We start from the raw sequence: 13,658 nt of genomic DNA on the forward strand, positions 1-13,658 counted from the left end.
CGGCGTCGAAGCAGGACGGTTCCACGCGGGAGGAGAGACGCCGATGCCACCGGTTCAGGACCGTCCGTCCACACTTGCCGCCCTGGGCATCGCCGGGCTGGACCAAGTGCTCAACGGCGGGGTGACGCGTCAGCGCCTCTACCTGGTCGAAGGCACGCCCGGCACCGGCAAGACCACGCTCGGTCTTGGCTTCCTGCTCGCCGGGGCGGCGATCGGCGAAACCGGCCTCTACATCACGCTCGCCGAGACCGAGGAGGAACTGCGCGCGGTCGGCGCCAGCCATGGCTGGTCGCTCGAGTCGCTGACACTCTTCGAGATGGTGCCGGCCGAGGGGCTGGACGAGGCGGAGGAGCAGACCCTGCTTTATCCAAGCGAGGTCGAACTGGGCGAGACGGTGCGCGCGATCATGGCCCGGGTCGATGCGGTCCGCCCCGACCGGCTGGTGATCGACAGCCTGTCCGAACTGCGGCTGCTGGCGCAAAGCCCGATCCGTTATCGCCGACAAATCCTGGCGCTGAAGCATTTCTTCGCCAGCCGCCAATGCACCGTGCTGGTGCTGGACGACAAGAGCGGCGCGCCTGGCGACGCGCAGCTGCACAGCATCGCCCATGGCGTGATCGCTTTGGAACAGACGCTGTCCGGCTTCGGTGCGGAACGGCGGCGGATGCATGTCGTCAAGATGCGGGGTCAGCGCTATCGGGGCGGCTATCATGATTTCGAGATCGAGCGTGGCGGCCTGGCGGTTTTTCCCCGGCTGGTCGCGGGCAATGTCCAGACCGCGTTCGACGCCGCGCCGGTCTCGACCGGATCGCCGGCCTTCGACGCGCTGCTCGGCGGCGGGCTGACCCCCGGCACCGCGACATTGCTGTCGGGCCCGGCCGGCGTCGGCAAGACCACCACCGCGACCGGCGCGATGGTCGCGGCGCTCCGGCGGGGCGAGCGGGCGGCCTATTTCCTGTTCGACGAGCGCACACCGACGCTGCTCCACCGCTCGGCCGCGCTCGGCATGGACCTGCGACCCTATATCGACTCGGGACAATTGCTGCTTCGCTCGATCGATCCGGCGGAATTATCGCCTGGCGCCTTCGCCGCCGTCGTGCGCCATGCGGTCGAGGCGGAGAGCGCACGCTTCGTCGTGATCGACAGCCTCAACGCCTATCTGCAATCCATGCCCAGCGAGCAGTATCTGGTGCTCCAGATGCACGAGCTGCTCACCTATCTGTCGCTGAACGGCGTGGTGACGCTGCTGATCCTGGGGATGCACGGCGTGCTGGGTGAGGCGGGATCGGATGTCGACATCAGCTATCTCGCCGACAATGCAGTGCAGTTCCGCTTCTTCGAGGCGTTCGGCGCGGTGCGTCAGGCGATCTCGGTCATCAAGACGCGCACTGCCGCGCATGAGCGCACCATCCGCGAGTTCCGCATCACCGCGGACGGGCTGGATTTCGGGGAGCCGCTTTCCGCCTTCCATGGCGTGCTGACCGGCATCCCGACCTTCTCGGGCGAGGCCGCGACCCTGCTCGCCGCCGGTAAGGCCGATGAAAGCGGGGCGTCGATCGGTGGATGACCCGGTCCTGATCCTGGCCCCGCGCGGCCGCGACGCGGCGATCGCCGCCGACTTGCTCGCCCGCCACGCGATCCGCGCCGAGGTGGTGACGGACCTGCCCGCGCTGATCGCCGCGCTGGGCACCGACGCGCGGGCTGGCGCCGGCGCGGTGCTGCTGACCGAGGAGGCGCTGGCGACGATGGACGATGGTCCGCTGGCCGCAACGCTCGCTGCGCAGCCGGGCTGGTCCGACCTGCCCTTCATCCTGCTCGCCAATGGCGGCCGCGCGCCCCGCTCGGCCGAGGCGGCGCGGCGGGTGGAAGCGCTGGGCAATGTCGTGCTGCTCGAACGACCGCTCCATGCCGAGGCGCTGCTGGGCGCGGTCCGCTCCGCGCTCAAGGCACGCGGCCGGCAATATGAACTGCGCGCCGCCGCCCGCACGCTGGAGCGCGCCGTCGCCGACCGGACGCGCGAGCTGGAGACGGCGAGCGCCAGCCTGGCCTTCGCGCTCGAGGCCGCCGGCATGGGCAGCTGGGACATGGACCTGGCCACCGGCCTGATCGAGCGCAGCGCGCGCCATGACGAGATCTTCGGCTATGCCGAGCCGCTGCCGCGCTGGTCGTTCGAGACGATGCTGCGCCACGTCGACCCCCGCCAGCGCGCCGGGGTGGCGCAGGCGTTCGAGGATGCGCAAGTCAGCGGCCATTTCGATGTCGAGCTGGCGATCACCGGCGCGGATGGCAATGCGCGCTGGATCACCAAGAAGGGCCGCATCCGCCACGACGCCGCCGGCCGGCCGGTGCGGATGACCGGCGTGGTCGCCGACATCACCGCACGCAAGGAAGCCGACGTACAGCTCGCCCAGGCGCAGAAGATGGACGCGATCGGCCAGTTGACCGGCGGCGTCGCGCACGACTTCAACAATCTGCTGACCCCGATCGTCGGCAGCCTCGACATGGTCCGCCGCCGCCACCGCGACGACGAGCGGACGCAGCGGATGATCGGCAACGCGCTTCAGGCGGCCGAGCGCGCGGCGACGCTGACCCAGCGGCTGCTCGCCTTCGCCCGGCGCCAGGCGCTGCAGCCGCGCGCGGTTGATGTCGGGGCGCTGATCGACGGCATCGTCGACCTGATCCGCCGCTCGCTGGGCCCGACGATCCGCGTCGTGCTGGAGGTGCCACGCCATCTGCCGCCCGCCTCGGTCGACCCCAACCAGCTCGAACTGGCGCTGCTCAACCTGGCGATCAACGCGCGCGACGCGATGCCGGCGGGCGGGCAACTGACCATCACCGCCAGCGCCGCGACTGCGGGCGAGCGCAACTTGCTCGGCCTGGTGCCCGGCGATTATGTCCGGCTGCTCGCCACCGATACCGGCACCGGCATGGACAAGGCGACGCTGGCGCGCGCAGCCGAACCCTTCTTTTCGACCAAGGGGGTGGGCAAGGGCACGGGCCTGGGCCTGTCGATGATCCACGGGCTGGCGGCGCAATCGGGCGGCACGCTGCGGCTGGACAGCGCATTGGGCATCGGCACGACGGTGGAGCTGTGGCTGCCCATCTCGCACGATCCCGCGGAGCAGGTGGTGGAGCGGCCGGTCGACCCGACCGCCGCGCGCGAGGCGGCGCGCATCCTGCTGGTGGACGACGAGGATATCGTGCGCGGGGCCACGGCCGACATGCTGCGCGACATTGGGTACGACGTGGTCGAGGCGCGGTCGGCTAGCCAGGCGCTGGCGATGCTGCGCGGCGGCGCGGCGGTCGACCTGCTGGTCACCGATTATCTGATGCCGGGCATGACCGGCGCGGCGCTGATCACCGAATGCCGCACCGGCGGTCCCGCGATCCCGGCGCTCCTCATCACCGGCTATGCGGCGGCGGGCGAGGACGTGCCGGCCGACGTGCCGCGCCTGGCCAAGCCGTTCCGCCAGGTCGACCTCGCCGCTCGCGTCGACGACCTGCTGACCGCCGCGCCGTCCTCTTCCGGGGGCGGGCGGTTGCGCCTGGTGCGCTGAGGACCGACGGTCCGTTCACGCGCCACAGGGGCCGCCTCCTGCCGGCCCCCTTCTGTTCCCCGGCCTTCGCCGGGGAACAGGTCAATGGGGATGGTCTTTTCCCGCCCCTCAGAACAACCGCCCCCCGTCCGGCACAGGCTGATCCGGCGCGACCAGCACCACCGCGCCGTCCGCGTCGGGAAAGCCCAGGCACAGCACCTCGGACATCATCGGACCGATCTGGCGCGGTGGAAAATTGACCACCGCCGCCACCTGCCGCCCGACCAGCGCCTCGGGCGTGTAATGGACGGTGATCTGCGCCGAGGACCGCTTGCGGCCGATTTCCGGCCCGAAGTCGATCACCAGCCGGACCGCGGGCTTGCGCGCTTCCGGAAACGGCTCGGCGGCAACGATCGTGCCGACGCGAATGTCGACCATGTGGAAACCGTCGAGATCGATCGTCACCATCGTTCAGGATCCAGGATCAGAAGTCCAGATTGTCGTAGTGCGCGGGCGGCGCGACCAGCTCCATCCGCTCGGCGAGCAGCGGGCGGAAGGAAGGCCGGCTCTTCAGCCCCTGGTACCAGCGCGCGGTCTGGTCGTGCCCCTTCCAGTCGATGCCGCCCAGATAGTCGGCGATCGAGATCTGCGAGGCCGCCGCCAGGTCGGCGAGGCTGAGCGTCGCGCCACCCAGCCATTGCCGGTGGTCGAGCAGGTAATCGGTATAGTCGAGATGGCTGACCGCCGCCTTCATCGCCTCGCGCAGCGCCTTGCCGTCCGGCGCGACGCGGTGCGCCAGCCGCTTGACCATCCGCTCGTGGAGCAGCGGCCCGGTCACGTCGTGGAAGAAATGCGTATCGAACCACGTCACCAGCCGGCGGATCTCGGCGCGGTTGGCGGCGGTGCCGTGGATCATCGCGGCCTTTTCGACCGTCTCCTCCAGATATTCGCAGATCGCCATCGAATCGATCAGCAGGATGCCGCGCACCGCATCGACCATCACCGGCGTCTGTCCGGCGGGGTTCATGTCGAGGAACTCGTCGCGCCGCAGCCAGGGCGATTCGCGCACCAGCTCGTACCCGACGCCCTTCTCCCCCAGCAGCAACCGGACTTTGCGCGAAAACGGACATAACGGAAACTGGAGAAGCTGCCACATATCGCCCTGTTACGCTTGGCGCGACGGCACTGTCACCCCCGGCATGGCCCTCGGCCCATGATAAAAAGGGGGCAGGCGACCCGGCCGCCAGCCCCCTTCGTCCACCGCTTATTCCGCGGCCTGCAACGCCGCGCTGTCGTCCAGCGGATGTGACAGGCGGGTCAGCATCTCCTTCGGCACCACCTGCCAGAACTGCCCGGCGACGCGATCCCAATCCTCGAGCAGCCCGCGCGACCATTTGCTGTCGGTCGCGGCGGCATGCGCGGCGATCCGGTCGCGCAGCACCTGCTCCCAATGCGCCGAGGACAGGCGCTGCCAGACGATGCTCTCCGGATTGGCGCGCCGCTCGAACACGCCGTCGGCGTCGTAGACGAAGGCCATGCCGCCGGTCATGCCCGCGCCGAAATTCGCGCCGACCTGGCCCAGCACCACCGCGATGCCGCCGGTCATATACTCGCAGCCGTTCGCGCCGCAGCCCTCGACCACCACGGTCGCGCCCGAGTTGCGCACCCCGAAACGCTCGCCCGCCTGGCCTGCCGCATAGAGCGTGCCCGAGGTCGCGCCATAGAGCACGGTGTTGCCGGCGATCGTGTTCTCCTGGCTGGCGAGCGGCGAGGACACCGCCGGGCGCAGGATGATCGTGCCGCCCGACAGGCCCTTGCCGACATAGTCGTTGGCGTCGCCGAACACCTCCAGCGTCACGCCCTTGCACAGGAACGCGCCCAGCGACTGGCCGGCGCTGCCGCGCAGGCGGATGGTGACATGGCCGTCGGCCAGCTTGCTCATGCCGAAGGTGCGGGTGATCTCGCTCGACAGGCGGGTGCCGACCGCGCGGTGCGTGTTGCGCACCGAATAGGTCAGCTGCATCTTCTCGCCGCGCGAGAAGACCGCCGCCGCATCCTTGATGATCTGCGCGTCCAGGCTGTCCGGCACGTCGTTGCGGAAGGTCGACAGGCTGAACCGCCGCTCGGCGTCGGTCGCGTCGACCTTGGCCAGGATCGGGTTGAGGTCGAGGTCGTCGAGATGCTCCGCGCCCCGGCTGACCTGGCGGAGCAGCTCGGTGCGGCCGATCACCTCGTCCAGGCTCCGGCAGCCCAGCCGCGCCAGGATGTCGCGGACCTCCTCGGCGATGAAGGTCATCAGGTTGATGACCTTCTCCGGCGTGCCGGTGAACTTGGCGCGCAATTTCTCGTCCTGCACGCAGACGCCGACCGGGCAGGTGTTCGAATGGCACTGGCGCACCATGATGCAGCCCATCGCGACCAGCGACAGCGTGCCGATGCCGAACTCCTCCGCGCCCAGGATCGCGGCGATGACGATGTCGCGCCCGGTCTTGAGCCCCCCGTCCGCGCGCAGGCGGATGCGCCCGCGCAGGCCGTTCAGCGTCAGCGTCTGGTTCACCTCCGACAGGCCCATCTCCCAGGGCGTGCCGGCATATTTGATCGAGGTCTGGGGCGACGCGCCGGTGCCGCCGACATGGCCGGACACCAGGATGACGTCGGCATGCGCCTTGGCGACGCCCGCCGCGACCGTGCCGATGCCGGCCGAGCTGACCAGCTTGACGCAGACGCGCGCGCGCGGGTTGATCTGCTTGCAGTCATAGATGAGCTGGGCCAGATCCTCGATCGAATAGATGTCGTGGTGCGGCGGCGGCGAGATCAGCGTCACCCCCGGAGTCGCGTGGCGCAACTTCGCGATGAACTCGGTCACCTTGAAGCCGGGCAGCTGCCCGCCCTCGCCGGGCTTCGCGCCCTGCGCGACCTTGATCTCGATCTCCTCGCAGGCGTTCAGATATTCGGCGGTGACGCCGAACCGGCCGCTGGCGATCTGCTTGACGCCGGAATTGGCGTTGTCGCCATTGTCATAGGGCTGGAAGCGGATCACGTCCTCGCCGCCCTCGCCCGACACCGCCTTGGCGCCGATGCGGTTCATCGCGATCGCCAGCGTCTCGTGCGCCTCGGGGCTGAGCGCGCCCAGCGACATGCCCGGCGTCACGAACCGCTTGCGGATCTCGGTGATCGCCTCGACCTGATCGATCGCCACGCCCTCGGCGGGGAAGTTGAACTGGAGCAGGTCGCGCAGATACACCGGCGGCAGGTCGGAGACGCCGCGCGAGAATTGCAGATAGCTGGAATAGCTGTCGGTCGCGACCGCGGTCTGGAGCAGGTGCATGAGCTGCGCCGAATAGGCGTGGGTCTCGCCACCGTTGCGCTGGCGATAGAAGCCGCCGATCGGCAGCGTCGCCACCCCCTGGTCCCAGGCCATGTCGTGGCGCATCATCGCGCTCAGGTGCAGCGAGGCATAGCCCTCGCCCGAGATCTTGGCGGGCATGCCGGGGAACAGGTCGTTGACCAGCGCGCGGCTGAGCCCGACCGCCTCGAAATTATAGCCGCCGCGATAGGAGGAGATGACGGCGATGCCCATCTTCGAGATGATCTTGAGCAGCCCCTCCTCGACCGCGACGCGGTGGCGGCGCAGGCATTCGTCGAGCGCCAGGTCGCCGAACAGGCCGCGTGCGTGACGATCGGCGATCGCGGCCTCGGCCAGATAGGCGTTCACCGTGGTCGCGCCGACGCCGATCAGCACCGCGTAATAATGGGTGTCGAGGCATTCGGCCGAGCGGACGTTGATCGACGCGTAGGAGCGCAGGCCCCGGCGCACCAGATGCGTGTGCACCGCCGCCGCCGCCAGCACGCCGGCGATGGCGACACGGCCCTCGCCCACCGCCTCGTCGGTCAGGAACAGCTCGCTGCGCCCCTCGCGCACCGCCTGTTCGGCCTGATTGCGGATGCGCTGGATCGCGGCACGCAGCTTGTCGGGGCCGCCCTCCGCCTCGAAGGTGCAGTCGATCTCCGCCGCCGACCGGCCGAAATGGCTCTTCAGCCGCTGCCAGTCGGCGCCGGTCAGCACCGGCGAATCGAGCACCAGCACCCGCTCGCGCTGGTCGCGCACGTCCAGGATGTTGGCGAGGTTGCCGAACCGGGTCTTGAGCGACATGACGTGCCGCTCGCGCAACGGGTCGATCGGCGGGTTGGTCACCTGGCTGAAATTCTGCCGGAAGAACTGGCTGATGAGGCGCGGCTTGTCGGAAATGACGGCGAGCGGCGTGTCGTCGCCCATCGACCCGATCGCCTCCTTGCCGCTTTCGACCATTGGCGCGAGGATCAGCTCCATGTCTTCCAGCGTCTGCCCGGCGGCGACCTGGCGACGCGCGAGTTCGGCGCGCGGGTAGCGCACCGTCGCATCATCGGCGACCGCGCCCAGGTCCGCCATGGTCAGGAACTCGCCGGTCATCGCGGCATAGTCCTGCTCGCTCGCGATCCGGTCCTTGACCGCGCGGTCCTCCAGCACGACGCCCTCCTGCAGATCGACCGCGATCATCTGGCCCGGCCCCAGCCGGCCCTTGGCGATGATGGTCGATTCGGGCACCACCACCATGCCGCTCTCGGAGCCGACGATCAGCAGCCCGTCGGCGGTCTGGGTATAGCGCAAGGGACGCAGCGCGTTGCGGTCCATGCCCGCCACCGCCCAGCGGCCATCGGTCATCGCCAGCGCCGCCGGTCCGTCCCACGGCTCCATCACCGAGGCGAGGTAACGGTACATGGCGGCATGGGGCTCCGGCACGTCGCCGCGCTCGTCCAGGGCTTCCGGCACCAGCATCAGCTTGGCGGTCGGTGCGTCGCGGCCCGAGCGGCAGATCGCCTCGAACACCGCGTCAAGCGCGGCGGTGTCGGACGCGCCGGCCGGGATCACCGGCTTGATGTCCTCCGAATTGTCGCCGAACGCGATCGACGCCATCCGGATCTCGTGGCTGAGCATCCAGTTCTTGTTGCCGCGGATCGTGTTGACCTCGCCATTATGCGCCAGGCAGCGGAACGGCTGCGCCAGCCACCATTGCGGAAAGGTGTTGGTCGAATAGCGCTGGTGGAAGATCGCGACCCGGCTCTCGAAGCGCGGATCGGTCAGGTCGGGATAGAAGACCGACAGGCTCTCCGCCAGGAACAGGCCCTTGTAGACGATCGAGCGCGCCGACAGCGAACAGATGTAGAAGCCCTGGATCTGCGCCGCGATCACCCGCTTCTCGATGCGGCGGCGGACCAGATAGAGGTTCTTCTCGAACTCGGCGGCGTCCTGCTCCTGCGGCAGCGGTCCGGCGATCATGATCTGCTCGATCTCGGGGCGCGTCGCCTGCGCCTTCATGCCGATCACCGACACGTCGACCGGCACCTGCCGCCAGCCATAGATGGTGTAGCCCGCCTCGATGATCGCGCTCTCGACGATCGTGCGGCACGTCTCCTGCGCGCCGAGATCGGTGCGCGGCAGGAAGATCATGCCGACCGCCAGATGGTTCGGCCGCACCTTGTGTCCCGAGGCGGCGATCGCGTCGTCGAAGAAGCGGTGGGGCAGGTCGATATGGATGCCGGCGCCGTCGCCGGTCTTGCCGTCGGCATCGACCGCGCCGCGATGCCACACCGCCTTCAGCGCGTCGATCGCCGACTGGACGACGCGGCGCGACGGCTGGCCATCGGTCGCCGCGACCAGGCCGACGCCGCAGGCGTCGCCCTCGAAATCGGGCCGGTACATGCCATGTTCGGCGAGATAGGTGCGCTGGTCGGTCATCGCGGCCTCGGTCATTGGGACGCTCCCTTCTTCTTCACGGGCGGCAGATGCTTGGTGGCGTCTTGCACCTTGGCCATTATCGCCGGCATCGCCTGGATCATCTTGGGTACGAAGGCCTGCATCGCCTTCATCATCTCGGGACTGGCCATCAGCATCATCGACTCGCTGGCGTATGTCCGGCCAGTCGGCGTGTCGAAGAAGCGATGCAGATCGTCGAGCTGCGTGACGGTGAAGCGGCGCGCATAGGCCTGAGCCATGGCCTGCCGGACCTCCGGTTCCACCTGCGTCATCAGGTCGGCGATGCCGTCCGTCATCACCCGCATCGTGATCCGCATCCGTTCGTCAAAGGCCGGGTCCTGTTCCCTGGCCCTTTGTCGCAGGCTCTGCTGCGCAACGGCCGGGTTGGCCTTGGCATCAACACCCAATTGGGCCGGCGTCATGTCGTACATGCCGGCGAGCATGCCGTTGACGGCCTGATCCATCGTCGCGTGCATGAGGCGGGCATAGGTGCCAAGCGGCCAGATCTGGTCGATGACCGGCTTCGCCGCCGCGACCCGTGCGGAATCGACCGGCGGGAGAACCGTACCCGTCGTGGCGGGCGTCTGCGCTTCCGCTGCGACGGGAGGCAGCGCGATGAGACCGATCGCCGCGATTGCGGCGCGCATCACGCCGCCACCTTCTCGGCCCGCGCCTTCGCCTTCAGCCACTGATGCATCGACGCCGCCACGTCGCGGCCGTCGCGGATCGCCCAGACCACCAGCGATGCGCCGCGCACGATGTCGCCGGCCGCGAACACGCCGTCGAGGCTGGTCATCAGCGTCTTGCCGTCGACCAGCACCGTGCCCCAGCGGCTGACGCCCAGCTCGGGCGCGCCCCAGAGGGCGGGCAGGTCCTCCGCGTCGAAACCCAGGGCCTTGATCACCAGGTCGGCGCCCAGGGTCATGTCGCCGCCCGGATCGACCTCGGGCGCGCGGCGGCCGCTGGCGTCGGGCGCGCCGAGCCGCATCCGGCTGGCGCGGACGCTGCGCACCGCGCCGTCCTGCCCCTCGAAGCCGAGCGGGGCGGACAGCCAGACGAACTCGGCGCCCTCCTCCTCGGCATTGGCCACCTCGCGCTGGCTGCCGGGCATGTTGGCGCGGTCGCGGCGGTAGAGGCACTTGACCGACCGGGCCCCCTGGCGGATCGCGGTGCGGACGCAGTCCATCGCGGTGTCGCCGCCGCCGATCACGATCACGTCCTTGCCCGCCGCGTCCAGCGCGCCGCTGTCGAAATCGGGCACCGCGTCGCCGAAGCCCTTGCGGTTGGAGGCAGTAAGGAAATCGAGCGCGGGGACGACGCCGGACGCATCATTGCCCGAAACCTCGACCTGCCGCGCCTTGTAGACGCCGGTCGCGATCAGCACCGCGTCGTGGCGCGACCGCAACTCCTCCAGCGTCGCATCCTCGCCGACCGAGAACCCCTCGTGAAAGACGATGCCCGCCTGCTTCAGCCGCTCCACGCGGCGCATCACCACCGGCTTCTCCAGCTTGAAGCCGGGAATGCCATAGGTCAGCAGCCCCCCGGCGCGGTCATGCCGGTCATAGACATGCACCTCATAGCCATGGCCGCGCAGCAGCTCGGCGGTGGTCAGCCCGGCCGGGCCCGCCCCGATCACCGCGACCGACTGCCCGCGCGCCGGGCCGACCGCGACCGGCTCCACCCAACCCTCGGCCCAGGCGGTGTCGGTGATGAACTTCTCGACCGAGCCGATCGTCACCGCGCCGTGGCCGGAGAACTCGATCACGCAATTGCCCTCGCACAACCGGTCCTGCGGGCAGATGCGGCCGCAGATCTCCGGCATGGTCGAGGTGGCGTTGGACAGCTCATAGGCCTCGCGCAACCGCCCCTCCGCGGTCAGGCGCAGCCAGTCCGGGATGTGGTTGTGCAGCGGGCAGTGCACCGAGCAATAGGGCACGCCGCATTGCGAGCAGCGCCCGGCCTGGTCCTCGGCGGCGGGCGGCGCATAGCGTTCGGCGATCTCGCGAAAGTCGTGCGCGCGCTGCTCGGCCTCGCGCTTGGCGGGATAGTGCTGCTCGCGCACCACGAATTTCAGCATCGGATTGTCAGCCACGTCGCGACCCCGTTCGAAAATGTCTCGAACGGGGCCTACAACGTAGCTTCACAATAACAAGACAGCACTACTTACCAAAACCGCGTCGTTTGGCCTGCCAAGGGCAAAACGCTCATGTTTTGTCCCAAAAATAGGTCCGGAACAAACCTTAGTGGAGTGCAAGCGCCAGGAGCGTCAGGCTTCCTGCCGCGATTCGATACCAGGCGAAGGGCGCGAAGCCGCGGCGGCTGATGACGCCGACGAACCAGCGGATCACCGCGATCGCCACCAGGAACGACACGACGAAGCCGACCGCGATGCTGGTGAGATGCGCGGTGCCCAGTTCGTGCCGCGCCTTCCACAGCGCCAGCGTCGTCGCCCCGGCCATGGTCGGGATCGCGAGGAAGAAGCTGAACTCCGCCGCCGTCTCGCGGTCGACGCGCATGGTCAGCGCGCCCATGATCGTCGCGCCCGAGCGGCTGACGCCCGGGATCATCGACACGCACTGGATCACGCCGATGCCCAGCGCCGTCTTCCAGTTGAGCCCCTCGACGCTGGTCCGGGCGGCGGGCGGCACGGTGCGTTCGATGAACAGGATGGCGAGCCCGCCCAGGATCAGCGTGATGGCGATCACCACCACCGCCACCGACTGGTCCTGGATCAGCGCGCGGATCGCCGAATAGGCGACCGCGCCGACCAGCATCGAAGGCACGAAACCCAGGAGCACGTTGCGCGTGAAGCGGATCGCCCCCGCGTCGCGGGCCAGCAACCCCATCCCCACCTTCATGAAGCGGTGCCAATAGACCACCACTACCGCCAGGATCGCGCCGAGCTGGATGACGATGTCGAACGTTGGATCGCCCTCCGGCAGTCCCAGGAAATAGCCGCCCAGCACCAGATGACCGGTGGACGAGACGGGCAGGAACTCCGTCACCCCCTCGATGATGCCGAGCAGGACGGCGATCAGCAGATCATGCATCTCAGACGGCCTGTTCGCGCGAGCGACGGCCGAACCGGCCCTGCTTGCGGAAGCGGACCAACCATTCCGGCGCGACCGCCGCCATCGGCGTCGGCGTCACGCCCAGCGTCTCCAGCCCTTCGACCCCCTGGCCGACGACATTGTCCCGGCCCAGCATCTGCCACTGGTCGGTGGTGATCGGCGTGGCCGGCAGCTTGGCGATCAGCGCCCCCAGCGAATCGGGCAGGTCGAGGAAATGCGGCGAGCGGTCGAGCTCGTTGGCGATCCAGCGCAGCAGGTCCTTCATGCTGAGCACGTCGGGGCCGCCCAGTTCATAGATGTGGCCGCCGAACCGGCCCGGCTCCTGCACCGCCGCCAGCACCGCCTCGCCGACATCGCCCGCGAAGACCGGCTGGAAGCGGGTGCCGCCGCGCAGCACCGGCACCACCGGCGCCTTCTCGATCATCCCGGCGAATCGGTTCACGAACGCATCCTCGCGTCCGAACACGACCGAGGGGCGCAGGATGGTGGCGTTCGGGAAAGCCTCGCGCACCGCCGCCTCGCCCTGCCCCTTGGAGCGGCCATAGGCGGAGGCCGCGTTCGCGTCGGCGCCGATCGCCGAGACATGGACCAGCGCCTCGAGCCCGGCCTTGCGCGCCGATTCCGCGATGGCGCGCGCGCCGTCGACATGGGCGCGCTGGAAATCGCCGCTCAGCACGCCGACCAGGTTCACCACCGCGTCGGCGCCCTGCACCGCGCGCAGGATCGTATCGGGGCGGCCGACATCGGCGGCCACGAACTGCATCTGGCCGATCGCGGCCAGGGGCTTCAGATGCCAGGCCTGGCGGGGGTCGCGTTGCGCCACGCGGATACGCGCGCCCGCGTGCAACAGGGCCTGGGCGGCGTAGCGGCCGACAAAGCCTCCGCCGCCGATCAGCGTCACCAGCTTGTTCTTCATGAGCATGTCGTCCGTTGTCGGATGGGATAAAATGCCTTTGCCCAGCGAAAGGGTTGTTGACAAGGCCGAGTCCCCGCCCCTAAAGCGCCCCCACTACCCCGTGCCCAGATGGCGGAATTGGTAGACGCACCAGCTTCAGGTGCTGGCGATCGCAAGGTCGTGGAGGTTCGAGTCCTCTTCTGGGCACCATTTTCTCTCAAGGCATTGATAATGCACGGGGATCGTCGAAAAGACGGTCCCCGGAGAGCGTTTGCTATGACAAACTGCTACGGCAAACAGGTCGATCATTAGGCAAAAAATCGCGGAGAACCGTCCTTCCCGAGCGCCGTGATTGCTACGGT

General features: G+C 68.9%; 9 protein-coding genes and 1 tRNA gene. 3 read left to right on the forward strand and 7 right to left on the reverse strand.

Annotation, left to right across the window (positions count from 1 at the left end; all coding sequences use genetic code 11):
- Positions 1 to 43 precede the first annotated feature (43 nt).
- A complete protein-coding gene (locus tag GGQ96_RS18980) occupies positions 44 to 1,567 on the forward strand; it encodes an ATPase domain-containing protein (RefSeq protein WP_221240064.1) in 1,524 nt (507 codons plus the stop codon).
- The gene (locus tag GGQ96_RS18985; protein WP_184116947.1) at positions 1,560 to 3,557 is read left to right on the forward strand and encodes an ATP-binding protein; all 1,998 of its coding nucleotides are present in this window, start codon (positions 1,560 to 1,562) and stop codon (positions 3,555 to 3,557) included. The genes GGQ96_RS18980 and GGQ96_RS18985 overlap by 8 nt, the downstream gene beginning before the upstream one ends.
- A 108-nt stretch (positions 3,558 to 3,665) precedes the next feature.
- Here the strand turns inward: GGQ96_RS18985 and GGQ96_RS18990 are convergent, their stop codons facing one another.
- The 7 genes from GGQ96_RS18990 to GGQ96_RS19020 form a co-directional block, all read right to left on the reverse strand.
- On the reverse strand, positions 3,666 to 4,004 hold the full coding sequence (locus GGQ96_RS18990) for a tRNA-binding protein (protein WP_184116948.1): 339 nt from the start codon (positions 4,002 to 4,004) through the stop codon (positions 3,666 to 3,668).
- A gap of 16 nt (positions 4,005 to 4,020) precedes the next feature.
- Complete coding sequence (locus GGQ96_RS18995) at positions 4,021 to 4,692, reverse strand: glutathione S-transferase family protein (RefSeq protein ID WP_184116949.1); 672 nt, start codon at positions 4,690 to 4,692, stop codon at positions 4,021 to 4,023.
- 108 nt (positions 4,693 to 4,800) lie between these two features.
- Positions 4,801 to 9,327 (reverse strand): glutamate synthase large subunit, encoded by a 4,527-nt coding sequence (gene gltB / locus GGQ96_RS19000; protein ID WP_184116950.1) that lies wholly within the window; start codon positions 9,325 to 9,327, stop codon positions 4,801 to 4,803.
- Positions 9,324 to 9,977, reverse strand: a complete 654-nt coding sequence (locus GGQ96_RS19005) for a DUF2059 domain-containing protein (protein ID WP_184116951.1) — start codon at positions 9,975 to 9,977, stop codon at positions 9,324 to 9,326. The genes gltB and GGQ96_RS19005 overlap by 4 nt, the downstream gene beginning before the upstream one ends.
- Positions 9,977 to 11,422: an FAD-dependent oxidoreductase gene (locus GGQ96_RS19010; RefSeq protein WP_184116952.1), complete on the reverse strand. Its 1,446-nt coding sequence runs from the start codon at positions 11,420 to 11,422 to the stop codon at positions 9,977 to 9,979. Before GGQ96_RS19010 ends, GGQ96_RS19005 begins: the two co-directional genes overlap by 1 nt.
- 148 nt (positions 11,423 to 11,570) lie before the next feature.
- Positions 11,571 to 12,380, reverse strand: coding sequence for an undecaprenyl-diphosphate phosphatase (locus GGQ96_RS19015; protein ID WP_184116953.1), 810 nt, complete (start codon positions 12,378 to 12,380; stop codon positions 11,571 to 11,573).
- A 1-nt stretch (position 12,381) separates the two neighbouring features.
- Positions 12,382 to 13,317, reverse strand: coding sequence for a complex I NDUFA9 subunit family protein (locus tag GGQ96_RS19020; RefSeq protein ID WP_184116954.1), 936 nt, complete (start codon positions 13,315 to 13,317; stop codon positions 12,382 to 12,384).
- 102 nt (positions 13,318 to 13,419) lie between these two features.
- On the opposite strand from GGQ96_RS19020, the gene GGQ96_RS19025 reads away from it, so the two are divergent.
- Positions 13,420 to 13,506 (forward strand) — tRNA-Leu (locus tag GGQ96_RS19025).
- Positions 13,507 to 13,658 lie beyond the last annotated feature (152 nt).

Origin of the sequence: Sphingomonas abaci (assembly GCF_014199625.1) — a bacterium.
GTDB lineage: Bacteria > Pseudomonadota > Alphaproteobacteria > Sphingomonadales > Sphingomonadaceae > Sphingomonas > Sphingomonas abaci.